The organism is Pseudomonas sp. NFX183 (assembly GCF_047943075.1).
GTDB lineage: Bacteria > Pseudomonadota > Gammaproteobacteria > Pseudomonadales > Pseudomonadaceae > Aquipseudomonas.
Genome location: NZ_CP181333.1, coordinates 4,686,127 through 4,710,555 on the forward strand (window position 1 = coordinate 4,686,127; position 24,429 = coordinate 4,710,555).

Annotated in this window: 27 protein-coding genes; 24 read left to right on the top strand and 3 right to left on the bottom strand. The window is 62.5% G+C overall.

Going from position 1 to position 24,429, the window contains the following annotated elements:
* The first annotated feature begins 60 nt into the window (after positions 1–60).
* Positions 61–2,325: a hypothetical protein gene (locus ACM530_RS21910; protein WP_416363147.1), complete on the top strand. Its 2,265-nt coding sequence runs from the start codon at positions 61–63 to the stop codon at positions 2,323–2,325.
* Between the two features lie 70 nt (positions 2,326–2,395).
* Here the strand turns inward: ACM530_RS21910 and ACM530_RS21915 are convergent, their stop codons facing one another.
* Together ACM530_RS21915 and ACM530_RS21920 are read right to left on the bottom strand one after the other, a co-directional pair.
* Positions 2,396–3,457 carry an FUSC family protein gene (locus tag ACM530_RS21915; protein ID WP_416365112.1) on the bottom strand — a complete coding sequence of 354 codons (1,062 nt, stop codon included), beginning with the start codon at positions 3,455–3,457 and terminating at the stop codon, positions 2,396–2,398.
* Between the two features lie 158 nt (positions 3,458–3,615).
* Complete coding sequence (locus tag ACM530_RS21920; protein ID WP_416363148.1) at positions 3,616–5,232, bottom strand: NADP-dependent glyceraldehyde-3-phosphate dehydrogenase; 1,617 nt, start codon at positions 5,230–5,232, stop codon at positions 3,616–3,618.
* Between the two features lie 123 nt (positions 5,233–5,355).
* Between ACM530_RS21920 and ACM530_RS21925 the strand changes: the two genes are divergently transcribed.
* From ACM530_RS21925 to ACM530_RS21965, 9 genes are all read left to right on the top strand, one after another.
* Positions 5,356–5,631: a hypothetical protein gene (locus ACM530_RS21925; RefSeq protein WP_416363149.1), complete on the top strand. Its 276-nt coding sequence runs from the start codon at positions 5,356–5,358 to the stop codon at positions 5,629–5,631.
* A 68-nt stretch (positions 5,632–5,699) separates the two neighbouring features.
* A complete protein-coding gene (locus ACM530_RS21930; RefSeq protein WP_416363150.1) occupies positions 5,700–6,575 on the top strand; it encodes a Dyp-type peroxidase in 876 nt (291 codons plus the stop codon).
* A 986-nt stretch (positions 6,576–7,561) separates the two neighbouring features.
* Positions 7,562–7,723: a hypothetical protein gene (locus ACM530_RS21935; protein WP_016969018.1), complete on the top strand. Its 162-nt coding sequence runs from the start codon at positions 7,562–7,564 to the stop codon at positions 7,721–7,723.
* Between the two features lie 103 nt (positions 7,724–7,826).
* Positions 7,827–8,711, top strand: a complete 885-nt coding sequence (locus ACM530_RS21940) for an FHA domain-containing protein (protein ID WP_416363151.1) — start codon at positions 7,827–7,829, stop codon at positions 8,709–8,711.
* Positions 8,712–8,889: 178 nt separating this feature from the next.
* Complete coding sequence (locus ACM530_RS21945; RefSeq protein WP_262209189.1) at positions 8,890–9,246, top strand: hypothetical protein; 357 nt, start codon at positions 8,890–8,892, stop codon at positions 9,244–9,246.
* Positions 9,246–9,581, top strand: coding sequence for a tetratricopeptide repeat protein (locus ACM530_RS21950; RefSeq protein ID WP_145164076.1), 336 nt, complete (start codon positions 9,246–9,248; stop codon positions 9,579–9,581). Before ACM530_RS21945 ends, ACM530_RS21950 begins: the two co-directional genes overlap by 1 nt.
* A complete protein-coding gene (gene sctV / locus ACM530_RS21955; protein WP_416363152.1) occupies positions 9,578–11,716 on the top strand; it encodes a type III secretion system export apparatus subunit SctV in 2,139 nt (712 codons plus the stop codon). The genes ACM530_RS21950 and sctV overlap by 4 nt, the downstream gene beginning before the upstream one ends.
* Positions 11,713–12,993: a type II and III secretion system protein family protein gene (locus tag ACM530_RS21960; RefSeq protein WP_416363153.1), complete on the top strand. Its 1,281-nt coding sequence runs from the start codon at positions 11,713–11,715 to the stop codon at positions 12,991–12,993. Before sctV ends, ACM530_RS21960 begins: the two co-directional genes overlap by 4 nt.
* 14 nt (positions 12,994–13,007) lie before the next feature.
* On the top strand, positions 13,008–13,388 hold the full coding sequence (locus tag ACM530_RS21965) for a hypothetical protein (RefSeq protein ID WP_106578757.1): 381 nt from the start codon (positions 13,008–13,010) through the stop codon (positions 13,386–13,388).
* A gap of 248 nt (positions 13,389–13,636) precedes the next feature.
* Here ACM530_RS21965 and ACM530_RS21970 read toward each other — a convergent pair whose 3' ends face one another.
* Positions 13,637–14,401: a tetratricopeptide repeat protein gene (locus ACM530_RS21970; protein ID WP_416363154.1), complete on the bottom strand. Its 765-nt coding sequence runs from the start codon at positions 14,399–14,401 to the stop codon at positions 13,637–13,639.
* 48 nt (positions 14,402–14,449) lie between these two features.
* Between ACM530_RS21970 and ACM530_RS21975 the strand changes: the two genes are divergently transcribed.
* The 14 genes from ACM530_RS21975 (at position 14,450) to ACM530_RS22040 (ending at position 24,041) form a co-directional block, all read left to right on the top strand.
* Entirely contained in the window at positions 14,450–15,013 is a 564-nt protein-coding gene (locus ACM530_RS21975; protein WP_416363155.1) for a type III secretion protein, read from the top strand.
* Between the two features lie 12 nt (positions 15,014–15,025).
* Positions 15,026–15,259, top strand: coding sequence for a hypothetical protein (locus tag ACM530_RS21980; RefSeq protein WP_119739909.1), 234 nt, complete (start codon positions 15,026–15,028; stop codon positions 15,257–15,259).
* A gap of 9 nt (positions 15,260–15,268) precedes the next feature.
* Positions 15,269–15,703, top strand: a complete 435-nt coding sequence (locus ACM530_RS21985; protein WP_145164086.1) for a hypothetical protein — start codon at positions 15,269–15,271, stop codon at positions 15,701–15,703.
* A 4-nt stretch (positions 15,704–15,707) separates the two neighbouring features.
* Positions 15,708–16,490 carry a type III secretion system inner membrane ring lipoprotein SctJ gene (gene sctJ / locus ACM530_RS21990; RefSeq protein WP_106578752.1) on the top strand — a complete coding sequence of 261 codons (783 nt, stop codon included), beginning with the start codon at positions 15,708–15,710 and terminating at the stop codon, positions 16,488–16,490.
* A complete protein-coding gene (locus ACM530_RS21995; protein ID WP_416363156.1) occupies positions 16,487–17,104 on the top strand; it encodes a type III secretion protein in 618 nt (205 codons plus the stop codon). The genes sctJ and ACM530_RS21995 overlap by 4 nt, the downstream gene beginning before the upstream one ends.
* Positions 17,097–17,681 (top strand): type III secretion system stator protein SctL, encoded by a 585-nt coding sequence (sctL, locus tag ACM530_RS22000; protein WP_242199432.1) that lies wholly within the window; start codon positions 17,097–17,099, stop codon positions 17,679–17,681. The genes ACM530_RS21995 and sctL overlap by 8 nt, the downstream gene beginning before the upstream one ends.
* Positions 17,678–19,000 carry a FliI/YscN family ATPase gene (locus ACM530_RS22005; protein WP_416363157.1) on the top strand — a complete coding sequence of 441 codons (1,323 nt, stop codon included), beginning with the start codon at positions 17,678–17,680 and terminating at the stop codon, positions 18,998–19,000. The genes sctL and ACM530_RS22005 overlap by 4 nt, the downstream gene beginning before the upstream one ends.
* Positions 19,001–19,233: 233 nt before the next feature.
* Positions 19,234–19,680, top strand: coding sequence for a hypothetical protein (locus tag ACM530_RS22010; RefSeq protein WP_416363158.1), 447 nt, complete (start codon positions 19,234–19,236; stop codon positions 19,678–19,680).
* Positions 19,677–20,678 (top strand): type III secretion system cytoplasmic ring protein SctQ, encoded by a 1,002-nt coding sequence (gene sctQ / locus ACM530_RS22015; RefSeq protein WP_145164097.1) that lies wholly within the window; start codon positions 19,677–19,679, stop codon positions 20,676–20,678. Before ACM530_RS22010 ends, sctQ begins: the two co-directional genes overlap by 4 nt.
* Positions 20,675–21,328, top strand: coding sequence for a type III secretion system export apparatus subunit SctR (gene sctR / locus ACM530_RS22020; protein WP_017137580.1), 654 nt, complete (start codon positions 20,675–20,677; stop codon positions 21,326–21,328). The genes sctQ and sctR overlap by 4 nt, the downstream gene beginning before the upstream one ends.
* Before the next feature lie 10 nt (positions 21,329–21,338).
* Positions 21,339–21,608 (top strand): type III secretion system export apparatus subunit SctS, encoded by a 270-nt coding sequence (gene sctS / locus ACM530_RS22025; protein ID WP_003208314.1) that lies wholly within the window; start codon positions 21,339–21,341, stop codon positions 21,606–21,608.
* A 6-nt stretch (positions 21,609–21,614) separates the two neighbouring features.
* The gene (gene sctT, locus ACM530_RS22030; RefSeq protein ID WP_106578746.1) at positions 21,615–22,427 is read left to right on the top strand and encodes a type III secretion system export apparatus subunit SctT; all 813 of its coding nucleotides are present in this window, start codon (positions 21,615–21,617) and stop codon (positions 22,425–22,427) included.
* A 3-nt stretch (positions 22,428–22,430) separates the two neighbouring features.
* On the top strand, positions 22,431–23,477 hold the full coding sequence (locus tag ACM530_RS22035; RefSeq protein ID WP_262207680.1) for an EscU/YscU/HrcU family type III secretion system export apparatus switch protein: 1,047 nt from the start codon (positions 22,431–22,433) through the stop codon (positions 23,475–23,477).
* A gap of 150 nt (positions 23,478–23,627) precedes the next feature.
* Complete coding sequence (locus ACM530_RS22040; protein WP_145164102.1) at positions 23,628–24,041, top strand: ester cyclase; 414 nt, start codon at positions 23,628–23,630, stop codon at positions 24,039–24,041.
* Positions 24,042–24,429 lie beyond the last annotated feature (388 nt).

The window sequence follows — 24,429 nt, forward strand, 5'->3', positions numbered from 1 at the left end:
CTTCATCGACCTTGCCCGTCGCGCCATTTGCGCGCGTCCCAACCCAGCAAGGTGATGGCCATGACCACCCCCACTGAAGAACTCTCACCGCCGCCGTATTCGGTCTATCCGTCTGTTTCACTGGCTGAGGCCCTGTACCCGGAAACCGCGAAGTGGGGGCTGGGTCAGCGCGAAACCGACCCCAATGCGCTCTTTACCTTCGAGAACTGGTACGCGGCCACGGTCAACGATCTTTACGCGATCTACTGGCGGGACTCGAGCATTGCGGTGGCCTCGGCCATCGTCACCAAAGTGACTGATCGCTACAACCTGTCCATCCCCAAGACCAAAATTCCGGAAGGCGAATTCCCGGTGTTCGGCCAGGTAAAGCGCGCTGCCAGCGGGCAATTACTGCGCTCCATGCCTGAAACTTACCTGGTGAAGACCAAGCGTCCCGGTGGCCTCACGTTCTGGGCATCCGAACAATTCCACAGAGGCTTGATCCTGTCGGTTGAGGGGTTCCCGGCGGGTGCGATCCTTAATCCGACCAATATCACAAGCGGGCTGTGGTGCCTGATTACCAAGTACGAAAACATCCGCAAGAACGACACCATCACCGTCGCCTATGGCGCCACGACCATTGACCATGTGGTCAGCCCCGACGAGGCTGCCGGGCTGGGGCCGATCAGGGTTTTCATCAGCCCTTCGGTTATCCAGGCGGGCAACCCGTACGGCCCGGTGGGTGTGCAATTTATGGTGCGCGATGTGGTGAACAACACCTCCGGCGAGAAGTACGCCTATTCCCGACCCTACATCCTCAACAGCGAACTGGACCCCAGCCTGCTTGATCCGCCGATCTTCACGGTCAACGAAGTCGAAGCCTCCGTCGTCGATCTGGACCAGTTCAGCGCGGCACGGTTTGCGGCGCTGGTCGCATTGCCGCGCAAGACGCCGACACCGAGCCCGAGCAACCGCGTTGTGCTCACAGTGGTGATCACCCAGGTGACCGAGTATGGCGAGTCAACCCGTACGCTTCGTTTGCCGGCGGTCACCGACAGAAACCTGCGAGGGGAGACCGTTCCTATCGGCAACGACGTGCTCAGCGCGCTGACGGATGCCACGGTCAGCCTAAGGTTCGAGTGGCAAACCGGCACGGGCTCGCCACTGGGACGGTCGGGCACCACTGTGGTCAGGGTGGTAGGCACACCGACTCCCGATGTGTTGCCCTACCCAACACTCAACGGCGCTTCAAACACTGCGCAAGCGACGACAGTTGACCCGTTGGCCATTCAATACAACACCGGCGTGACAGTTAAATACCCTGGCATGCTCGCCACGGACAGCATCACACTGAGTTGGATTTATCAGGATGGCAGTCAATATCAAACAACCCTGAGTGGTCATGCGAGTGGCACCGTAGTGTTCGATCTGACGGCGGCTCAAGTGCTGCATAACAGTGTCAATAGCCGGGTGCAGTTGCAGTATTCGATTCAACGGGGTGGAAGAACAGCTCAGTCAACCGTTCAAACCGTCACAGTCGGTGCAATTGCGCCAGCCCTGTTGCCGACACCCACAATTAATCATCAAGCCAATGGAACGGTCATCGACTTGAACAACTTCGCGGGCAATGCTCAGTTGGCGTTGAGTCAATGGCCGTTAAGTAAAGCAGGCCAGCGTGTATGGATGACGTTGACGGGAGAGGGGCGATCGCAGGAGGTGCTGACGGATTATGTGGTCACGACTCACGATGCGATAAATGGCCTGGTGAATCAGGCAGTGCTGCGTAATGTTTTGACGGCGCTGCCGAGGAACTCCAGGTTTCAGATTGAGACTCGAGTGGCCTACGATGGCGGCACGGACAAATGGCGAGCCGTAGTGTTTCCAACAGCGAGCTACATAATTAACGATTCGTGGACTGACGCTGTATCCAACTTTCCGGGTGGAAGCTATGGACCCTGGAGTGCCGGTGCAGGTGCGGCGGGTGGTTACATGTCAGGCACAGGCTTTCAAGTTGTCACCGCACTCTGGCCGGCATCGAACGCGGGTGTCTTGTTCAATGCGGTGCGTAATTTCAATAGCGCTCACCGTTATCGGGTTGATGCAACTATTTATAATCAGTCGGGTTATAACGACCCGCTCCTGGCTATATTTGTGGCTGGGCAAACCCTCAAAGGCCCAGTCTCCATACCTCGGCAGCAATGGTATGTGCTGGATGCCGAGTTTGTCGGCAGTATGGGCGGTGCGGAAGTTGTGCTTTATAACTACCAGGCCAAAGGGGGCGGCAGTGGTGCGGAGGGTGGCAATGACTTTATCGTCAATTCGGTGCGCATCACCCGTCTGACCTGATCATCCGTCATGCTTGAGCGTGCGTCGGGACAGCGCTACTTAACCGTACGCTGTCCCTTTTGCATTCTCGTCAAATCTTCCAGTGACTCGCCGTCTTGGCCAACCGCTGGCGCATGGCATCCACATTCGCCGCCAGTTGCAACGTCAACAACCGATACCCGTCCAGCGCATTCTGTACCGGCGCTTCCAGCGCCTCGTCATCCGTTGCATGCGTGGCAGGCCGTTCCAGCCGCTCGGTAAACCCCAGCTTCAATGCCCGCGCCATGCCCACTAACTGCACCCGAATCTGCCGGTGCTCCGCCTTCAACATCACCTGCATCCGCGCCATCGTCTGTTCGTCGCGCGGGTCGGGCCGGGTATTGCCGAGAATCTCCAGGGTGCTGATGCACATGCGCAGATGCCGTTGGATCGCATCCAGTTCGGTCATGGAGATGCGCACTTCCTTGGACACCGACGGCATCAGCGAGCGCAACTGCAGCATTGCCGCATTCAAGCGGTTGAGCAGCTTCAAGTGTTCATCATCGGTGACCGACTGGCCGCTGATGATTCGGCTATAGATTTGCGCGCAGTCACGCAACGCGCTGGCCAGGTTGTAGCGCCACGAGTACACCGCGTACAACGGCAGGGCGAAGGAGAACGCCAGCGCCAAGACGATGCCGATCAGAATGTCGACGGTGCGCCACAAGCCGTCGGATATCGGATTATCCCCGTGCCCCGCCACGATAAACACCGTGATCGCCGACAACAGCGCGATGTAACCGCCCTTGCCGATGGCGTGATACGAAAAGAACCCGCACACCACCGACATCAACAGATAAGTCAGCAGCGGCTGGCCGAAATAGGCCTGTTGCACCACCAGCAACAAGCCGACGCTGGCGCCGATCAAGGTGCCGTAAGCACGCTCCACAGCCTTTTTGCCGATATTGCCGTGGTGCTGCAAACCGCCGATCACGATCAGCATGGTCACCGAGGCCCACTCGCCGTGCGGCAGGTTGATGCCGGTGGTGAGCAAAATGGTGGCCAGCAAACCGATGGACACGCGCACGGCGTGGATCAGCTTGGCATGGCGATAGCGGCGGTAGGGGTCGAGCAAGGGGCGCAGCAGGCGCCGGGCGAACGCGGGCAAATGCAGGTTCATCGGTATAAACGTGGCCTCAGTAGTCAGTGCGAACGCGGTTTAAAGGGTGGGAGCGGGCTTGCTCGCGAATGCGCAGTGTCAGTCGAAACATCGTTGACTGATCCAGCGCCTTCGCGAGCAAGCCCGCTCCCACATTGTGAACTGCGCCATCGTTAGAAAATGTAGTCGGTGGTCAAGAAGCTTGAGTCACGGTTGCGCAGGATATCGCTGACCAGTGCCTTGTTGCTCTCCTGGAACTTGGTCGCCACCAGCGTGCGGATCGAGAACACGCGCAACGCGTCATGTACCGACAGCGTGCCCTCGGCCGAGTTCTTGCGGCCGTTGAACGGGAACGTGTCCGGGCCACGCTGGCACTGGGCGTTGATGTTGATACGGCCCACCTGGTTGGCAAACACATCTACCAGGCGCCCGACCTCCACGGCGTTGGTGCCGAAGATACTCAGTTGTTGACCGAAGTCCGAGTCCAGCACGTAGTCGATCACCGTGCCCAGGTCACGATAAGGCACGATCGGCACCACTGGCCCGAACTGCTCCTCGTGGTACACGCGCATCTGCGGGTTCACCGGGTACAGCACCGCCGGGTAGAAGAACGAACCGCGGCTGGTTGCGCCATTGGCATTCACCACCTTGGCGCCATGCTGCGCCGCATCGGCCACCAGCGCGTTGAGGTAATCGACCTTGCCGACTTCCGGCAGCGGCGTCAGCGAGACGCCGTCTTCCCACGGCATGCCTGGCTTCAATGTCGCCAGCTTGGTGTTGAATTTCTCGATAAAGCGCTCGACGACATCTTCGTGCACAAACAGGGTTTTCAGCGCAGTGCAGCGCTGGCCATTGAACGACAGCGAGCCGGTGACGGCCTCGTTGACTGCATTGTCCAGGTCCACCTCGGGCAGCACGATGCCAGGGTTTTTCGCGTCCAGGCCCAAGGCCGCGCGCAGACGGTGTGGTTTGGGGTGCAGCTTTTTCAAGTCGCTGGCGGCCTTGTTGGTGCCGATGAACGCGAAGATATCGATCTTGCCGCTGGCCATCAGCGCACTGACGGTTTCACGGCCACTGCCGTAGATCACGTTGATCACCCCGGCCGGAAAGCTGTCACGGAACGCCTCCAGCAGCGGGCGAATCAACAGCACGCCAAGCTTGGCCGGCTTGAACACCACGGTGTTGCCCATGATCAGCGCCGGGATCAGCGTGGTGAAGGTCTCGTTCAGCGGGTAGTTGTAAGGCCCCATGCACAGCGCCACGCCCAGCGGTACGCGGCGGATTTGCCCAAGCGTGTCCTGTTCCAGCTCGAAGCGGCTGCTGCGGCGGTCGAGTTCCTTGAGGGCATTGATGGTGTCGGTGATGTAGTCGCAGGTGCGGTCGAATTCTTTCTGCGAGTCCTTGAGGTTCTTGCCGATCTCCCACATCAGCAGCTTGACCACCGCGTCACGCTGTTCGCGCATGCGCCGCAAAAAGGCTTCCACATGCTGGATGCGCTCGGCCACGCGCATCGTCGGCCATTCGCCCTGGCCTCGGTCATAGGCGCGCACGGCGGCGTCGAGGGCGGTCAGCGCGGTGTCGGCGTCCAGCAGTGGCGTGCTGCCGATATGCACGCGCTCATCGCCCAATTGCACCGGGCTCAGTACCTGGGCCAAAGGGCCGTTCCACACCTGCAACTGGCCGTCGACCAGGTAATCACGCTGTTCAATGGGCGCCGCCAGGCGAAATTGCTCGGGAATATCGGCGGCGCAGGTCGGAAACAGCTGGGCGAGCAGGTTACTGGTGGTCATGTCGCTACCCCTGGAATAGTTGCAAAACATGACTAGAGAGTCACCCATCCAAGGGCTGTGTGGCAAGCGCCAGACGCATTACAGCAGCGTCCCTGCCAGCGCCACGCCCAGCGCTGCGCCGATTTGTCGCGCGGTGTTGAGGGTGCCGGCGGCGAATCCGGCCTCAGCGCGATTGCGCCTGTGTCGGCGATAGCGCTCAAACCTCAAAGTCGCGAGGCTCAGGCGCTGCGCTTTGCCCGGTGCTGCTACAACCATTTGGCCGGGCCGTTGGGCGTGCAGTTGCTCAGCGCGATGTGCGAAGCCGGTTGGTTGCGCCGCTCGAAAGATTCCCGCGCGGTACGGGTCACGCCCAAGGGCTGGACGCAGTTGAAGGCGCAATTGGGTCTGGACCCCGCTTGATCTGGAAAAGCCTGAGCAAAAGCAGGCGTGCGGCGGTTAAACTACGCGGCTTTCTTGAAGGAGTTCACATGAGTCAGTACCAGCCGGGCATTCTTGCCGCACCGGTGCCCTTGCAGGCACGCCATCTGTTTTTTGCCGTGGATTGCCTGGCAGCCGTACCCACCGCATTGGACGCGCTGGTGCAGTTGACGGATTCGGCCGCGGTGGTGGGTTTGGGTGAGCCGCTGGTGACTGTACTGGGCGCAACCATTGACGGCTTGCGCGCGTTCCCTGTCGTCAGCGGCCCGGGGGCGCATAACCCCTCCACCCAGCAGGCGCTGTGGGTGTGGCTGCATGGTGTGGATCGCGGTGAGCTGCTGTTGCGCAGCCGCAGTGTTGAAAAGGCCCTGGCGCCGGCCTTTCGCCTGGTGCAGATGACCGAAGGTTTCCGCTACAAGACCGGCTTCGATTTGACCGACTATGAAGACGGCACTGAAAACCCCCACGACGACGCCGCGGTCGAAGCCGCGATGACCGACAGCGGCGCCAGCTTTGCCGCGATCCAGCAGTGGCAGCACGACCTCGACGGTTTTGCCGCTTTGCCTGCGCAAGAGCGCGACCACATCATCGGCCGCCGCCATGGCGATAACGAAGAGCTGGACGACGCCCCCGAGTCCGCGCACACCAAACGCACGGCGCAGGAAAGTTTCACCCCGGAAGCCTTCGTGGTGCGCCGCTCGATGCCTTGGGCCGAGAACGGTCAGGCGGGGTTGATGTTCCTTGCGTTTGGGCATTCCTTTGATGCGTTTGAAGCGCAGCTGCGGCGTATGAGCGGGCTGGAAGACGGGATAGTGGATGGGCTGTATCGCATCAGTAAGCCGTTGACGGGCGGGTACTACTGGTGCCCACCGCTGAAGGACGGGCACCTGGACCTGAGTGCGATTAGCTGTACGCCGCAAGCCTAAAACTGTAGGCGCGGGCTCGTCGTGGCAAGCAGGCCTGTTGCGGCGAGCGGGCCCGTTGTGGCGAGCGGGCTTGCAGTGGCGAGCGGGCTTGCCCCGCGTTGGGCTGCGCAGCGGCCCCAAAACCGGCTACGCGGTTTGCCTGAAAGAGCGCGGTGTTTGTAGGAGGGGCCGCTTCGCGCCCCAACGCGGGGCAAGCCCGCTCGCCACAACAAGCCCGCTTGCCACAACAACTCTGCTCGCCATAACAAAGCCGCTTGCCACACTAACGCTGGTGCGACACCTGTCGGTCAGCTGTTGTGCATACTCAACGCGGTTTCGAATTTTTTCTGCGAGCCGTCTGTGCCCGGGGTTTCAACAGGGTCACGACTACTTGGGATCGCTGGCATAAATGATCACCTGGAAGTTCTTTCATATATCAGGGCCTGCGCACTAATGATTTCGGCTATTAGTGCAACTGTACTAATTCGGCGCAGGCAATTAGTTGCTCGCGGGGATTAAGGCCACTCGCGCCGAGCTATCAAACGCGATGATCAAGTCGCTTTTGTTACAAATGGAAGTATCCGCAAAGTTGGGCAAAGGGCTATTAGCGAAAAATGTGAAGTGGTCGCGAAATTAGCGCTGAGAACGTCCCGGATCGAACACTCAACCACGGGTTGAAAGTTCGCAAACTGTTCAAGTGATGCCGTCAGAGGCCCGTAAACACTGGGTCTTTTGCGTGTATGGATTTTTTTAAAAAAGTTCAACGGCCTCAGCGGCATGAGTTTTTCTCACTGCCAGGTTGAGCCAAACCTTTCACACCCTGTAAGCGAAACGTTTCACAAGCTTTCACAGCGAAGGCGTTTTGATCGTGAGTAGTATGGGGCCCATGCAAACCAACGACGGTTCGAAGGCTCACTGTCTGACGTTTTGGGCATTCACCGGTTTGCATACTTTCAGCTTGCTGTTGCGCAACTGAATAACTTCCCTATCGATGCAAGGAGATGAACATGGCTGATGTCCCACCAGTAAAAGCCGGCGGCGCCGACGACGCTATCGCGAAGATGGAAGCGACCTTCAACATGGCTATCGAGAAGTCGGCCAAGATCACTGAAATCAGTACCGCGAAAAAAGCGGAACTCGACGCCACCAAACAGCGTCCGCAGAACTGATTCGCCAAAACGGGCGGCGCCGGCGCTGCCCGTTTACCTGCTGAGTGTTTTCACCTTCTGATTGTTGACCCCGTTGCACATGCTCAAGGGGGCAAACCCGAACATGACAGCCTTGATTTCCTTGGGTCCGGTCGCTGGTATTGGCGCACCGACCCTGACTGTGACCAGCGGTTTGCATCAGGGCAGTTCCCTGGTGCTCGACCAGCCTGTCTACACCCTCGGCGCGGACCTCGCGGCCGACCTGGTACTCAGCGATCCCGGCATCGCCGGCCTGCATCTGCGCCTGCGGTTCGAGGGCGGCCAGGTGGCAGTCGAAGCGTTGGGTGGCGATGTGGTGCTTGGCAAAAATGTCCGTATTCCCCAAGGCAGCGGCCATCGCGCGCGACTGCCGTTGCAGCTGCGTATCGGCACGGCAGGTGTCAGCCTGGCCTCGCCTGAGGGGGAGGAAAAACCTTCGGACGCCACACGCACATTTACGCCCTGGATTGTCGCGATCGTCCTGCTGTTTTTATGTGCGGGGGCGCTGGCGGTGCGCAACGACACGCCGCTCACCCAAGCCGCGGTCGCGGCGCAGGTGCCTGCGCTGAAAAAACCATCGCGTGAACACGCCAAAACCTGGCTGGAGCAGCAACTCCAGGCTGCCCACCTGGATGCAATAAAGGTCACTGACGCCAACGGCCAGCTCAGTGCCGTCGGCAGCTTCGAACAGTCGCAAAAACCTCAATGGCTGGCCCTGCAACAAGCCTTCGATGAGCGTTACGGCCAACAGATCGTCCTCAACCCTCGCGTCAGCGTACGCGCCGACGCCGCACGCCCGCGTGTGCGCTTCCAGGCCGTGTGGTTCGGCACCAACCCCTACGTGATCAACGACAGCGGCAAACGCCTGTACCCCGGCGCGGCCCTGGCGGACAACTGGGTGCTGGAGCGCATCGAGAACAACCAAGTGATCCTCGCCCGTGGCGAAGAGCGCTTCACCTTCACCTTATGAGTGGCCCCATGGAACGCACCCAACCCACCCGTGGGAGCTGGCTTGCCCGCGACGGCGTCCCCCCCGCCACGCAATTCAAATGTGGGAGCGGGCTTGCCCGCGAAAGCTATCTGTCAGGCGCTAGAGATCTTGGGGCAGAGTACCTATTTAGCCATGAACGCTGTTCGCAGGCCCCCGCATGAAAGTCGAACCCCGCCCGCTCATCCCCAGCGACGCACGCAGCGCCCCCGTCGAAGCCGTTCGCCCGGTCAACTCACGCCAGGCCACTGCGTTCGAAGCGGTGCTCAACACTCGCAAGACCCAAACCCGCCGCTCGCTGCGCAGCGACCTCGAAGCACTCACCAGCGCCGCGGGCGTTGACTCCTTGCTGTTCGGCAGCGCCCGCTCCCTGGAGCTGCTGGAACACGTGATGGAACACATCCTGCCGTCCCTCGATGCCGAGACGGACATCAAGGAGCTGGCCCATGACCTGATCAGCGAAGAGATCGAGATGCGCCGCACCCTCGAACAGCAACGCTCGGAGGTACATGCCTGATGGCCCGCGATAACGACGACGCCGTGCAATTGCTCAAAGGCATTGGCGAGCTGTACCGGCGCAACGGCCAGTCCCAACGCGCGCTGGTGATGCTGCTGATCGCCGTCAGCGTCGCGCCAGAAGACGGCGTGTTGCTGCGCTCGCTGGTGCTCGCGTTCACCGACAGCGGCGACGCCGGCCGTGCCCTGGGTGCCCTCGATCGTCTGGTGGCGCTGGAAGGCGAGTCCGCCAGCCTGTTGCTGCTGCGCGCCCGCGCGCTGTGGTACGGCGAGCGCAAGGACGAAGCGCGGCAGTGCTTCAAACGCTACCTGGCTGCGCGCAGGGCCGGCGCATGAGTGCCCTCAACCGCCTGAACAACCTGGCGCGCATGGCGGCGCAGCGCACCGACGTGATCATCGTCGCATTCATGCTGATGGCGATTGTGATGATGATCATCCCGCTGCCCACCTACCTGGTGGACCTGCTGATCGGCCTCAACATTGCCCTGAGCATCCTGATCCTGATCGTTGCGTTCTACATCGGCCATTCCGTGGAATTCTCCGCGCTGCCGCCGCTGATTCTGCTCAGCACCCTGTTTCGCTTGTCGTTGTCGATCACCACCACCCGCTTGATCCTCCTGCACGGCGATGCCGGCCATATCGTCAAGGCCTTCGGTGACTTCGTGATCGCCGGCCAGGTCGTGGTCGGCATGGTGGTGTTTTTGATCATCACCGTGGCGCAGTTTGTGGTGATCACCAAAGGCGCCGAACGCGTCGCGGAAGTGGCCGCGCGCTTCACCCTGGACGCGATGCCCGGCAAGCAGATGAGCATCGACAACGACCTGCGCAATGGCGACATCGACCAGGCCGAAGCGCGTCGTCGGCGTTCGCGGCTGGAGCGCGAAAGCCAGATGTTCGGCGCGATGGACGGCGCGATGAAATTCGTCAAAGGCGACGCCATCGCCGGCCTGGTGATTCTGGCGGTCAACCTGCTCGGCGGCATGCTGATCGGCATGATCGAACGCGACATGCCGTTCGGTGTAGCGGTGCACACCTACTCGCTGCTGACCGTGGGTGACGGCCTGATCGCGCAGATCCCGGCGCTGCTGATTTCGGTGGCGGCGGGCACGGTGGTCACGCGGGTCAACAGCGACGGTGAAGCCGGCGACCTGGGCAGCGAGATCATCAAGCAACTGGGCGCCAGCTACCGGGCACTGGGCCTGACGGCATTGATCATGATCGGTGTGAGCCTGTTGCCCGGTTTTCCGACCTGGGTATTCCTCGGCTTGTCCGCAGCCTTTGGCGGCGCAGCGTTCGTAATGTACCGCCGGCACACCCTCCAGCCACAGGGCGAGCTGGAAGCTTTGGCCGAAACCCCGGAACCGGTGGTCGAGGCGCAGGCCGAACTGGATGACAACCTGCTGCCCGATACTCGCGTGCTGCTCACCCTGGGCAGCGGCCTGTCCCAGAGCGCGCCGCGCCAGTTGCTGCGCCAGCGTGTCGAAGCGCTGTGTCACGACATCCGTACTGACTTGGGCGTGGATGTGCCGGTGCCGGGCATCTACATGGAGGCCAAGGCCACGCCGGGCAGTTTCCGCGTGTCGCTGGAAGGCGTGCCGGTGAGCGAAGGCGAACTGCCGATCAATGGCTTGCTTGTGCAGGACGACCCGGTGCACGTGCAACTGCTGGACATCGCCACCGTGCAAGCCGACTCGCCGCTCAACGGCCGTAATGCCCACTGGGTCGAGCGCCAGCACGAAGAGACCCTGCGCAACGCCGGCATCGGTTTCCTGCTGCCCGACGAAGTCTTGCGCGGCGTGCTGGAACGCAGCCTGCGCCGCTATGCCGCCGACTTCCTCGGCATCCAGGAAACCCGCCTGCTGCTCGAGCGCACCGAAGCCACGTACGGCGAACTGGTCAAGGAAGCCTTGCGCCTGGTCCCCTTGCAGCGCGTTGCCGAGACCTTGCGCCTGTTGGTCGGCGAAGGCGTGTCGATCCGCAATCAGCGCGCCTTGCTCGAAGCCATGGTGGAGTGGGGCGCCCGCGAGACCGATGCCGGGCGGCTGGCCGAACATTTGCGCGCGGCTTTGGCGCGCCAGATCAGCCATCAGTACGCCGACCGTAACCGGGTAATCGGTGCACTGGTGCTGGCGCCGGGCCTGGAAGACCAATTGCGCGCGTCCCTGCGTCGCCAGGAGCCGCAGCGCGAATTGATCCCCGAAGACGTCAGCCGCGCCTTGCTCGCGCAACTGCGCCAGGCCTGTGAAAACACCCGCGAGGTCAACAGCGCGGTGTTGCTGGTGCACCCGGAGCTGCGGCGCAGCCTGCGCCGTCTGGTGCTGCGCGGTGAGCTGGAGCTGGCGGTGCTGTCGTTCCGCGAGCTGGCCACCGAGTACAACCTGCAAGCGCTGGTGACCATCAGCCTCACCGATATTTCCAACCGCCGCGCGCCTGCCGCGGCTTCCGTCACCTCCCTGGCGTCTGCCTCATGATGCGTTTTTGTATGTTGTTGCTGGCTCTGGTCACCGCTGCAAGTCAGGCTCAGGACATTGCCAACGGGGCCTCAGGTTCGATCAACCTGGCGTCCGGTGAAGGGCGCATTCTGCATTTTGTGGCGCCGGTGGATTCGGTACTGGTCGCCGAGCCGAACGTGGCCGACCTGCAGGTGGTGTCGCCGGGCACGATTTATATTTTCGGCAAGGCGCCAGGCACTACCAGCCTGATCGCCCTTGGCAATGACGGCAAACAACTGGCCGGCCTGACCTTGTCGGTCAGCAGCGGTACGGCCGCGGTGACCACGCCGATGCAGGCCTTGCACCCCGGCAATGGCGCGCAGATCAGCGGCGCCGGCAACCGCCTGATCGCCAAGGGCACTGTCGGTTCGGTGGCCGAAGCGACGGACCTTAACGCGCTGCTCAACCCGCAGGGCCAGGGCTTCCAGAGCGCAATCAACACCACCGAATACGCAGGCGCGGCCCAGGTGAACCTGCGCGTACGGTTTGCCGAAGTCTCGCGCTCCGAATTGCTGCACTACGGCGTGAACTGGAACGCGATGTTCAGCAACGGCACCTTCTCCTTTGGCCTGATCACCGGCGGCGGCCTGGCAGCGGCAACGGCCGGTGGCCTGGCAACGGCAGGCACCGGCTCGGGCAATGTGAACATCGACGGCATGCTCGACGCGCTGCAGGCCAACGGCATTTTGCAGATATTGGCCGAGCCGAATATCACCGCCATGACCGGCCAGACCGCCAGCTTCCTCGCCGGTGGCGAAGTGGCGATCCCGGTGCCGGTGAACCGTGACCTGGTGGGCATCGAATACAAGTCGTTCGGCGTGTCGCTGCTGTTCAACCCGACGCTGTTGCCCAACGGTCGCATCGCCCTGCAAGTACGCCCGGAAGTCAGCAGCGTGGTCAGCGGCGGCACCGTCGATTTCGGCAACTTCCATGTGCCGTCCTTCAGCGTGCGCCGTGCGGACACGCGGGTGGAAGTCGGCAGCGGGCAGACCTTCGCGATTGCCGGGCTGTTCCAGCGTGAGAGCAGCCAGGACATCGAGAAGCTGCCGCTGCTTGGCGACTTGCCGATCCTGGGCAACCTGTTTCGCTCCAAGCGTTTCCAGCGCAATGAAACTGAGCTGGTGATCCTGATTACCCCGTACCTGGTCGAGCCGGTGCGCAGTCGCACGCTCGCCACGCCGCTGGACGCACAACCGGCGACCGCCGCAGCCAGCGGCCCGCGCAGCGGCGGCGCGTTCGGTTTTTACATGAATTGATGAGGGGGCCTGCGATGACTGCTTTGCGTGTGTTGATGCTCTTGCCCCTGGCGCTGATGGGCTGCCAGACCCACTTGGCGCCGGTGTACTACGCGCCGGAGTTTCGCGCGGATGGCTTGCCAAGCCAGTGCCAGCAACCGGCGGCCAAGGACGCAATCGGGCTGGACGAAGACTTCAAACCGACGCTGCCGCTGGGCTGCGCGAATAATTTGAATTTGATGCAGATGGTCGAGCGCAGACAGGATCTGACCCAAGGCCGCACCACCGGCCCGGCGATGGCCGCCCCTGTTGGCCGCGCCGCGCAGGTCTACATCGAAGGCTTCGACCGCGAGCAGCTGCAACGCCGCAAGGACCAACAAGAAGCCAAAGCCGGCGCGACCGGAGGCCAACAATGACTGTTGAGGGCCACGTTTCCTGTGTTCTGACGAAGTCCTGTGGCGAGCGAGCTTGTTGTGGCGAGCGGGCTTGCCCCGCGTTGGGCTGCGAAGCAGCCCCAAAACCAGGCCCTGAGTGCTATCTGAAAGAACGCGGCGAGACTGCAAGGGGCCGCTTCGCAGCCCAACGCGGGGCAAGCCCGCTCGCCACAACAAGCCCGTTCACCTCAACCAGCCCGCTCACCACAACACCCTTAATCACCACGGGCTCAACGCGGGTCCACCAACCCCAATTCCTTGGCCTGCGCCACCGGATAACTGATCGCCTTGATCCGCTTGGCCTCCACCACCAATCGCGCACGTTCTGCGGCAGGGATGTCATCAAGGGGAAGGCTGGCCACCCGCTGCTCATACCCGGCCAACACCATCACCAACAGCTCGTTGCGCTGATGCCGTGGCAATGCGCGCGGCGATTGGGTGACGGGCGCAATGGTATCCAGCGCCTGTTGCGGCTGCCCGCCCAGCGCATAAGCCAGCGCCAGGTTGCAACGGCTGTCGAGGTCGTCGGGCTGCAGGCTCAGGCTTTTGGCGAAGGCGGTTTGTGCGGCACTGGCCTGGCCATTCAGCACGTGGGCAATGCCCAGGCGGGTGTAGGCCACCGGCAGGTGATTGATCTCGGCAGCCTGCCCCAACGCCGTGACGGCGCGTTGGGTCTTGCCCAATTGCAACTGCGCAGTGCCAAGGCCGAGCAGGGCGTCGGCGTTGTGGGCATCAAACCCCAGCGCCTGCTGGAAGGCGCGTTCGGCGCCCAGCGCGTCCTTGGCGTCGAGCCGGGCCTGGCCGAGCTTGAGCCACAGCTCAATGCCGGCACCCGGTTGCTGGGTGGCGCGCTCGTACAACGCAGCCGCGCTGCTGTAGTCGCCGCGCTTGCTCAGGTCGTTGGCCAGTTGCAGGGATTTGTCGGTATCGGTCGCAGGTTTGCTGGAGCAGGCAGCCAGCAGCAAGGTGCTGGCGAGCAGAAATTTGTGGGTCATCGTCACAACTCGTCGGGCGAAGGCGCAGGCCATGTAAGCATATTTTTGATGGCGCTCCTATGCCTGTTCGGTGCGGGTTTTGCCAACGCGGCCGAGGAGCCCGCGTGGTTCTCGCAGCCCTACGCCTACGTGCTGGTCGATCAGGACGTTCGCAGCGCGTTGGAAGAATTCGGTCACAACCTCGACGTGCCGCTGGTGCTTTCCGACAAGGTGCGCGGCAAGGCGCGCAGCACCATTCGCGCAGCCACCGCCGGTGAGTTCCTGCAGACCTTGTGCAGCACCAACGGTCTGACCTGGTACTTCGACGGCAACCTGTTGTACCTCAATGCCAGCGATGAAATCAGCACCAAGCTGTTCATGGCCAGCGCCCTGAACCTGGACCAGTTGCAGGCCTACCTGAACACCCTCGACGTGTTCGGCCAGCAACTCTCCATGCGCAACGGCCCCGAGGGCGATGAAGTGTTTGTTTCCGGCCCGCCGCCGTACCTGGCGCTGGTGCAACAGCATGTCGACCACCTGCAACCCACGGTCGTGGCCGCCCCGGTGGCGCGCGAGCGCGGGGTGCGGGTGTTCCGTGGCGCGCAAGTCAGTACTGAAACCCCAACCCAGTAAAGGAGCAGCACCATGTCCGTAACGGCCGTAGACAGCAACCTCGCCCCCGGTGGCGCCAGCCCTGAAGCCAAGTTCAACGCCGCGGTGGATAACGCCAAGGCCGCCGACAAACCGTCGGAGACCAGCGACGCCGAATTCAACGATGCGTTGATCACCCAGGCCGTCACCATCGGCGGTCAGTTCATCATCATGCCGAAGATGCAGGAACTGCTGAACGACGCCATGTCCGATGACGACGAAGAGTAGGGAGCCCCTATGACTATCAGTCTCGCCGCCGGCGCCACGGCCTTGCCGCCGTCCGCCGGTGCGGGGCCCGCCGGGGCCTCGCAGAACCTGTTCGAGCACATGGCCAATACCGCCAAGGGCATGCCCGAAGGCGCCAGCCCGCACCAGATCGGCTCGGGCCTGATGGAGCGCATGAACAGTTTCATCGACCGTACGCGCGCGTTTTCCGAACGCGCCGACGTGCTCACCAATAACCCGTCGGCGCCGCCGCCGGCCTCGGTGGACATCCGCACGGCAAGTGCTTCGCCGCAGGGCGAGCCGGGCAAAAAAGTCGGCGAGCAACAGGTCGACCAGATCGTGCACTCCCTGGGCAAGATGTTCGATTACTCCATCGAAACCCAGATGGTGGTGCGCGGTGCGACGCAGATTTCCGGGTCCGCCAACACGTTGCTCAAGGGTCAATAACGCCATGCCAAGCCCAAACCGCGCGCTGCGCCTGCTGCTGATCGGCCTGCTCGCCAGCCTCTTGCAGGCGTGCAACACCGACCTCTATACCAACCTCAGCGAGCGCGATGCCAACGCCATGGTCGCGGTGCTGCTGCGCGGTGGCATCCCGGCAGAGCGCAAGACCCAGGACAACGGCCAGCTCAAAGTGGTGGTGGACGAGGAGCGCTTTGCCGAGGCCATGACGCTGCTCGACAACGCCGGCCTGCCGCAACAGAGCTTTTCCAACATGGGCGAGGTGTTCAAGGGCAATGGCCTGGTGTCGTCGCCGGTGCAGGAACGCGCGCAGATGATCTATGCGCTGAGCGAAGAACTGTCGCACTCGGTGTCGCAGATCGACGGCATCGTCGCCGCCCGCGTGCACGTGGTGTTGCCCGACAACGACCTGCTCAAGCGCGTGATTTCACCGTCGTCGGCCTCGGTGCTGGTGCGTTACGACCCGGGCACCGACATCAATACGCTGATCCCGCAGATCAAGACCCTGGTCGCCAACGGCATTTCCGGCCTGAGCTACGACGGCGTCTCGGTGACGGCGATCAAGGCCGCCGTCGCCATCAGCCAGAACCCGGCGCAACCGCGGTTGGCGCGCTTCATGGGGCTGTGGTTGCTGGAAGACAACCTGGCGCAGGCACGCGTGATGTTTGGCGGCTTGCTGCTGATTGCCCTCGGCGCGCTTGGGGTATTGGCTCGCCAACACTGGGCGCGGCGTCAGTCCCAGGCGATGTATGTGCTCAAGGAGGGTGAATGAGCCTGGTTGAGCGCTGGCAGGGGCTGCTCGCCGAGCCGCTGCAGTTTGTGCGCGGGCCGAGCCTGGGCGCCTGTTTCGCCGATGAGTTGCCCGATGAAGTGCTGCAGGCCCTGCAAGGCCAGGCGCGTTTTCGTCAGCGCCTGGAGCATTTGCTGGTCAACCATTATCAGTTGGCGCCAATTGCGCACCTGGTGACGCCGTCCGCCGCCGACCTGGCGGTGTTGCTGTTGTCACCTGCGCAGTTTTCACGCCTGCCACGGTTGTGCGGTGCCATCTGGCATGCCTCGACCCTGAGCCGCGAGATCCGCCGTGAGGTGGTCAACGAATTGCGCGAGGGACTCGGTGCCGAGGTGTTCAGCCAGGCGTTGGCGCAGCGCCAACTTGGTGGCGCCGCGGACCTGCTGCGCGAGCCATCGGAGCTGATTGAGGCCATCGACCGCGACGGCCAAGGCTGTGTTGCCGCCTGGTTGCACGCCCAGCACGCCGACTTGCAGGGCTGGCTGCGCCTGCGTTTCGCCTTCCCCCAGGGCCACAGCGCACGCTTGCCCCGCGACCTGGAAATCGTTCAGGCCGCTGCTGCGAGCCTTGCGGCCGAGGACAACGCCCATGAGTGAATTACCGAGCCGGCCCACTGCGCGCATCCTGCGTGCTGAAGAAGCAGCGCTGTGGACCGATGGATTTGCCTTTCTGCAAGCCGCCAAGGAACAGGCCGAACAGATCAAGGCCGACAGCGACCAGTGGCTGCACGCCGCCCGCGCCGAGGGTTTTGAAAGCGCGCGCCAGGCAGGCGCCGAACAAGTCGCGCAGTTGCTGGTGCAGACCCAATCCCAGGTGCAGCACTACTTGAGCAGCCTGGAAGCGTCGCTGGCCGACCTGGCTTTGGGCATCGTGCGCGAGGTGTTGGGTGAGCTGGACAACGCCGACCGGGTCGTGCGTTGCACCCGCCAGGCCCTGAGTGCATTTCGCCAGGACCAGGCACTGACCCTGTGGGTGCCGCCGACCGACGTCGAGGCCTTGCGTCAACGCCTCAAGCACGAAGGCCTGGCGATTGCCGTGGACGCCGACGAGCAGCTGAGCGCCGGTCAGGCGCGCCTCAACAGCCCCGCCGGGTCCGTCGAACTGGGCCTGGAAGCGCAGTTGCAAACCCTGCGCCGCAGCCTGCTGCCCTTTGCCGAAGAAGGTGTGGCATGAACCTGCAACAGCTGCTGCCGCGCCTGACTGAACGGTTGGCCCAGGCCCGTCCACGGCCGATGCACGGCACCGTGTTGAGCATTCGCGGTGTATTGCTGCGCGCCAGTGTGGCCGGTGCGAGCATCGGTGAACTGTGTCAACTGCGCGACCCCGGCAGTGGCCGCAGCTTGAGCGCCGAGGTGATCGGCTTTGATGGCGACGAGGCGATTCTGTCGCCGATCGGCTCCATGGAAGGCCTGTCGACCCGCACGCAAATCACGGCGACCGGCGAAACCCTGGGCGTTGCCGTGGGCGATGCGCAACTGGGCCGGGTGATCAGCCCCATGGGCGATTTTCTCGACGGTGATGGCGTCCCGCCGACCCTGGCCTTGCAGCGTTACCCCCTGCATGCCGAGCCGCCCGCACCGTTTTCGCGGCAACTGATCGTGCGTTCGATGGCGCTGGGTATTCGCTCCATCGACGGCTTGCTGACCCTGGCCCAGGGCCAACGCATGGGCATTTTTGGTGAGCCGGGCGTGGGCAAGTCGTCGTTGCTCGCCAGCATCATCCGCAACAGCGAAGCCGATGTGATTGTGATCGGCCTGATCGGCGAGCGGGGCAGGGAAGTGCGCGAACTGCTCGACGTGCAACTCGACGCACAGGCGCGCGCGCGCACCGTGGCAGTGGTTGCGACTTCGGATCGTCCGGCGGCCGAGCGCGTGCGTGCGGCGTTTGTCGCCACCACGCTGGCCGAGTACCACCGCGACCAGGGCCGCAATGTATTGCTGCTGATGGACAGTCTGACGCGTTTTGCCCGCGCCCAACGCGAAATCGGCCTGGCCGTGGGCGAACCGCCCACCCGTCGCGGTTATCCGCCGTCGTTTTTCTCGGCCTTGCCGCGCCTGCTCGAACGCGCCGGCCCCGGCCCCACGGGCAGCATCACCGCGCTGTACACCGTGTTGACGGAAGGGGATGCGGCCAGTGACCCGGTGGCCGAAGAAGCCCGTTCGATCCTCGACGGGCATATCGCCCTCAGCGCGGAACTGGCCCAGCGCAACTACTTCCCGGCGGTGGACGTGTTACGCAGCCGCAGCCGGTTGATGGAGCAGGTCGCCGGTGAAGAACACAAACGCCTGGCCATGCGCATGCGTGAGCTGATGGCGCGCTACGGCGAAATCGAAATGCTCATCCGCGTCGGCGAGTACTCCGCCGGCAGCGACCCGCTGGCCGACGAAGCCATCAACCGCCATGCGGCCATCGAAGCGTTCCTGCGCCAGAACGCCGGCGAGCCGAGCAGCCTGGACCAGACCCTGATCCGCATGCGTCAGGTGTTGGCATGAGCCTGTTAAAGAGTGGCGCAAATGTTTGTGAAAAGCAGGTTTGTTGTGGCGAGCAGGCTTGCTGTGGCGAGCAGGCTTGCCCTGCGTTGGGCTGCGAAGCAGCCCCAAAACCAGGCACTGAATTTTTTTCGGGAAGAACGCGGTGAGTTTGCAAGGGGCCGCTACGCAGCCCAACGCAGGGCAAGCCTGCTCGCCACGCAGATTTGTATTGGCATGAACATGGAGACAGCCCAATGAAAACCGACCAATTGCGCACCCTGCAAACCCTGCGGGTGCTGCGTGAACAACGCGCCGCCAACCAACTGGCCGCCCAACAGCAACGCTGCGCGCAGACCCACGACGTGTTGACCGACGCCAAGGAGCAACTGCGCCTGCACCGTGAAGCGATTGCCGAGGAAGCCCGTCAGGTTTATGCAGCCTTGACCGAGGGCCTGTCGGTGGCGAGCTGGCAGGCGGCTCAGGAGCGTTTGCACGGCCTGTCGGATGACCAGCAGGTGCTCGAGAACGACGTGCACCACGTGTCCACCACCCTGCAAAGCCAGGAGCGCGAGCGTGATCTGTTTCGCCAGGAACGCCTGAGCCGTCAACGCCAGTCCGAAGCCTGGCAAAGCCTGCTGCAAGGGCGTGAAAGTGATGAACGCCGTGTCGGTGAGTTGCGCGAAGAAGGCACCGGCACATGATCACCGCCCTTGCCGGCCCATTGGCACCCTGGCTGACGCAGTACGACCCGGCGCTGTTGGCGCTGCATAACCAGCTGCACCGTCGCCGTCGCGCCTGGCAGGGCCGTTGCGCCGGGCAAGCGTTGCGCGTGAGCTGGGCCGCCCAAGTGCAAGGCCTGGGCAATTCGCGCGATGTGTTTTTGCTGCTGGGTCGCGCCCCGGTGCGCCTGCGTCTGTCGTCGGCCGCGCTGGAGCAAGTACTGGTGCCGCTGGCGTTGCAGTTCGATGCGCAGTTGCTGCCATCGTTGCCACGCTCGTTGCTGCTGGAACTGGCGGTGCTCGACCTGATCGAGACCCTGGAACCGGTGCTCGGCCACCCGGTGCAGTTAGTCGAGGCCACTGACGATCAGTGCGCGTATGCCGTGCACCTGGCGCTCGAATTGACCTTTGGCAACCAGCCGGCCATGAGCGCGCAACTGGACCTGAGCGAAGGCGCTGCCGTGCTGGTGGCGCAGCTGCTGGCGCAATACGGCCAGATCGAACCCGACCCGCTGCCCGCCCTGCGCCAGACCCTGGCGGTGGTGGCCGGGCGGCAGTGGCTGACCCTGGGCGAATTGCGCAGCCTGCGGCCCGGCGATGTGCTGATGCTGGAGCAGGGCTCGGGCTTGTTGCTCGACCTGGACGGGCGCTTGCAGGCCCGCTGCCAATACCAGGGTGACGAATTGCGGTTGCAGGAAGAACTACAAGCACCCCCTTTGCACATGGAGAACACAATGACTGATGTTGATGCCGCCGCGGCCCTGGATGACTTGCCGCTCAAACTGGTGTGCCAGGTCGGTAGCCTGGAACTGACCCTGGCGCAATTGCGAGAACTGGGTGCGGGCAGCCTGTTGCAGCTCAACACGCCCGGCGTGGACAGCGTTGACCTGATGGTCAACGGGCGTCGCGTCGGCCAGGGCCAACTGGTAAAAATCGGTGACGGCCTGGGCGTGCGCCTGCTGAGTTTTGCCACCCCATGACCGGTTATCAGCCGAACCTGATCGAGATCATCCTGGTTGTTGCGACGATCGGGCTGATCCCGTTGGCAGTGGTCACGCTCACCGGGTTCATGAAGATTTCGGTGGTGCTGTTCCTGATCCGCAACGCCCTTGGGGTGCAGCAGACGCCGCCTAACCTGGTGCTGTACGGCATCGCGCTGATTCTGTCGGTGTACGTGACCACGCCGTTGATTGGCGACATGTACCGCCAGGTGGAGGGGCGCGACCTCAATATCGAGCATGTCGAGCAACTCAAGGACTTGGGCGATGCGCTGCGCCCGCCGCTGCAGGCGCATTTGAAGCGTTTTGCGAATGAGTCCGAGCGCGGTTTTTTTGTGCAGGCCACCGAGACCATCTGGTCGCCGGAAGCCCGCGCCGACCTGCGCGACGATGACCTGGTGGTGCTGATTCCGGCGTTTGTCAGCTCGGAACTGACCCGCGCCTTCGAGATCGGCTTTCTGCTCTACATCCCGTTCCTGGTGGTGGACTTGCTGGTGTCCAACGTGCTGATGGCGATGGGCATGTCGATGGTCTCGCCGAACCTGATTTCGATCCCGCTGAAGATCTTTTTATTCGTGTCACTGAGTGGCTGGTCGCGCTTGATGCACGGTTTGATTCTGAGTTACGGCTGAGGCACGACCCATGGGCCAGGACGTTTTCCTGTCATTGATGAAACAGGCGCTGATGACCGTGCTGATGCTCTCGGCACCGGCGCTGGGCGTGGCGATTATCGTGGGCTTGAGCGTGGGGCTGTTCCAGGCGCTGACACAGATCCAGGACCAGACCTTGCCGCAGGTGGTGAAGCTGGTGGCGGTGCTGTTGACCATCGTGTTTCTCGGCCCCGTGCTGGCCGGGCAAGTCGCGGAGCTGGGCAGCCAGGTGCTGGATAACTTCCCGCTGTGGACGCGCTGACCGCCCATGGATGCCAGCCTTACCGCGCAGTTTCTGGAGGTCGCCTACCCGGTGATCAGCGCCGCCTCGCTTGCCGCCTGCCGCGCCATGGGGGTGGTGGTGATCACCCCGGCGTTCAACCGCCTGGGCCTGACCGGCATGATTCGTGGCTGTGTGGCGGTGGCCATTTCGATCCCGATGTTCTTTCCGGTGTTCGACGCGCTGACCCGAATGCCCGAGCACGGCAGCGTGTTCATCGCCGGGCTGCTGATCAAGGAGTTTCTGATCGGCATCCTCATCGGCCTGTTGTTCGGCATTCCGTTCTGGGCCGCGGAAGTGGCGGGGGAGTTGATCGACCTGCAACGCGGCTCGACCATGGCGCAGCTGGTGGACCCGTTGTCATCCGGTGAATCCAGCGTGATGGCGACCTTGCTCACGGTGATGTTGATCACGCTGTTCTTCATGTCCGGCGGCTTTATCCTGATGGTCGACGGCTATTACCACAGCTACCAGTTATGGCCGGTGACTTCATTCACCCCGGTATTCGCCAGCTCGGCGTTGCTGGCGGTGCTGTCGATTCTCGACCAGATCATGCGCGTCGGCGTGCTGATGGTTTCGCCCTTGCTGATCTCGTTGCTGATCACCGACCTGATGCTTGCCTACCTGTCGCGGATGGCGCCGAACCTGCATATGTTCGACTTGTCGCTGCCGGTGAAAAACCTGTTTTTCTCGATCCTGATGGTGATCTACATCGGCTTTCTGATTCCGTTGATGCTCGACCAATTGGCGGAATTTCGCGGCACTGTCGAATTGCTCAAAACCCTGGCGGGAATGGAGTAGCCGATGGCCGATACCAGCGAAGAAAAATCCCAGCCGGCCACGGACAAGAAGCTTAAGGACGCACGTCAGAAAGGCCAGGTCGCCAAGAGCCAGGACCTGGTGTCGGGCATGGTTATCCTGTTTTGCACGCTGTGCATCTCGATCCTGGCGCCGCGTGCCAAGGCCCAGGTCACGGCGCTGATCGACCTCACCGCGCAAATCTACATTGAACCGTTCGCCACGGTGTGGCCGCGGGTGCTCGACCATGCCGAGCAACTGGTCATCGGTATTACCTTGCCGGTGATGGCGGTGACCACCGGCGTGGTGATCCTGACCAATATCATCACCATGCGCGGCTTTGTGTTCTCGGTGGACCCGATCAAGCCCGAGTTCAAACGCATCAACCCGGCCGAGGGTTTGAAGAAAATTTTTGCCTTGCGCAACCTGGTGGAGTTCATCAAGGGGCTGATCAAGGTGCATGTGCTGGCGATCGCGTTTTATGTGATCGGCAAGCATGCGTTGCAGGCACTGATGGAGTCGTCACGCTGTGGCGCGGAGTGCATGGAGTCGACGTTTTTCCTGGTGCTCAAGCCGCTGGTGTTCACCGTGTTGTGCGCGTTCATCCTGGTCGGTGCGGTGGACGTGATCATGCAGCGCTGGCTGTTCGGTCGCGACATGAAAATGACCCGCAGCGAAACCAAGCGCGAACGCAAGGACATCGACGGCGACCCGCTGATCAAGAGCGAGCGGCGGCGCCAGCGCAATGAAATGCAGGCGTTGGCGACCAAGCTGGGGCTGGGCAGGGCGTCGATGATGATCGGCACCACCGATGGCTGGGTGATTGGTGTGCGCTATGTGCGCGGTGAGACGCCAGTGCCGGTGATCGTGTGCCGGGCCTCACCGGAGGAGGCGTTGCTGATGTTGCAGGAGGCTTACGACCTGGGTATTCCGCACGCGCCGGACAAGAACCTGGCGGCTGAGATCGCGCGCAAGACTGTGCCCGGTGATCCGGTGCCGGATGCTTCGTTCCAGGCGGTAGCGGACTGGCTGGTCGCGGCGCGGTTGATTTAATCGTCGCGCGGACTACGCTTATCTGGCGCTTTGGTACGGAGGGAGTATCTGCTCAGCAGGAGCTGAAGGTGTATCTGTCACGGGCGATGGACGCAGGCGTCAACCAATTGGGTGGCGCTGCACTGTTCCAACTTTCCCAGGAGATTCACCATGACAGATCAACACCGTGCATTGATCCAGGAGTGGGCCGACAGCTGGTCTACCGCCGACAAAGAGCGGTTTCTCGCGATCTTTTCCGAGGCGACCGTCTATGAAGACAAGGCCGCAGGGCAAATCATGCGAGGGCGCCCGGCGCTGGGCGACTTTTTCGACCTGATCAGAAAGGCATTGCCCGATTTCGAGGTTATCCGCGACTTGATCAGCCTTGGCGAGCGCGGCGGGACGATCCAGTGGCATATGACGGGCACCCATGAGGGCGAACTGTTCGGCTATCAGGCGACTCACCGCAAGATCAATGTCGACGGCACCTGCGTGATCAGGATTGAGGCCAACAAGATTGTCGAATGCACCGATTACTACGACATGAAAACGCTGTACCGCCAGTTGGGTTTCGACACCAACTGAGTGCACCCCGCGAATGGGCCCCCATCCGATGGGGGCCTTATCCGACACGTCTCAGGGTTTGTCTACATCGTGATACTCACCGCCATACCCGTCGCCCGCGCGCCAGATGATGTCGTGGTTGTTGTTGGTCCACTCCGAGGGCTTCAGCAAAGCACTGAGTGGTAGAGACAAAAGCGGATCAAAAGCACAGCAACGCATTTCTATCTGAAGCACAGAGATCCAAATGTGGGAGCGGGCTTGCTCGCGAATGCGGTGGTTCAGTCAGCTCATGTGTCACTGGTCCATCGCCTTCGCGAGCAAGCCCGCTCCCACAAGTTGACCGGGTTCAGCCTCCACCACCGCACTGCTTTTGCTCTTCTGTGGGAGCTGGCTTGCCTGCGATGCAGGC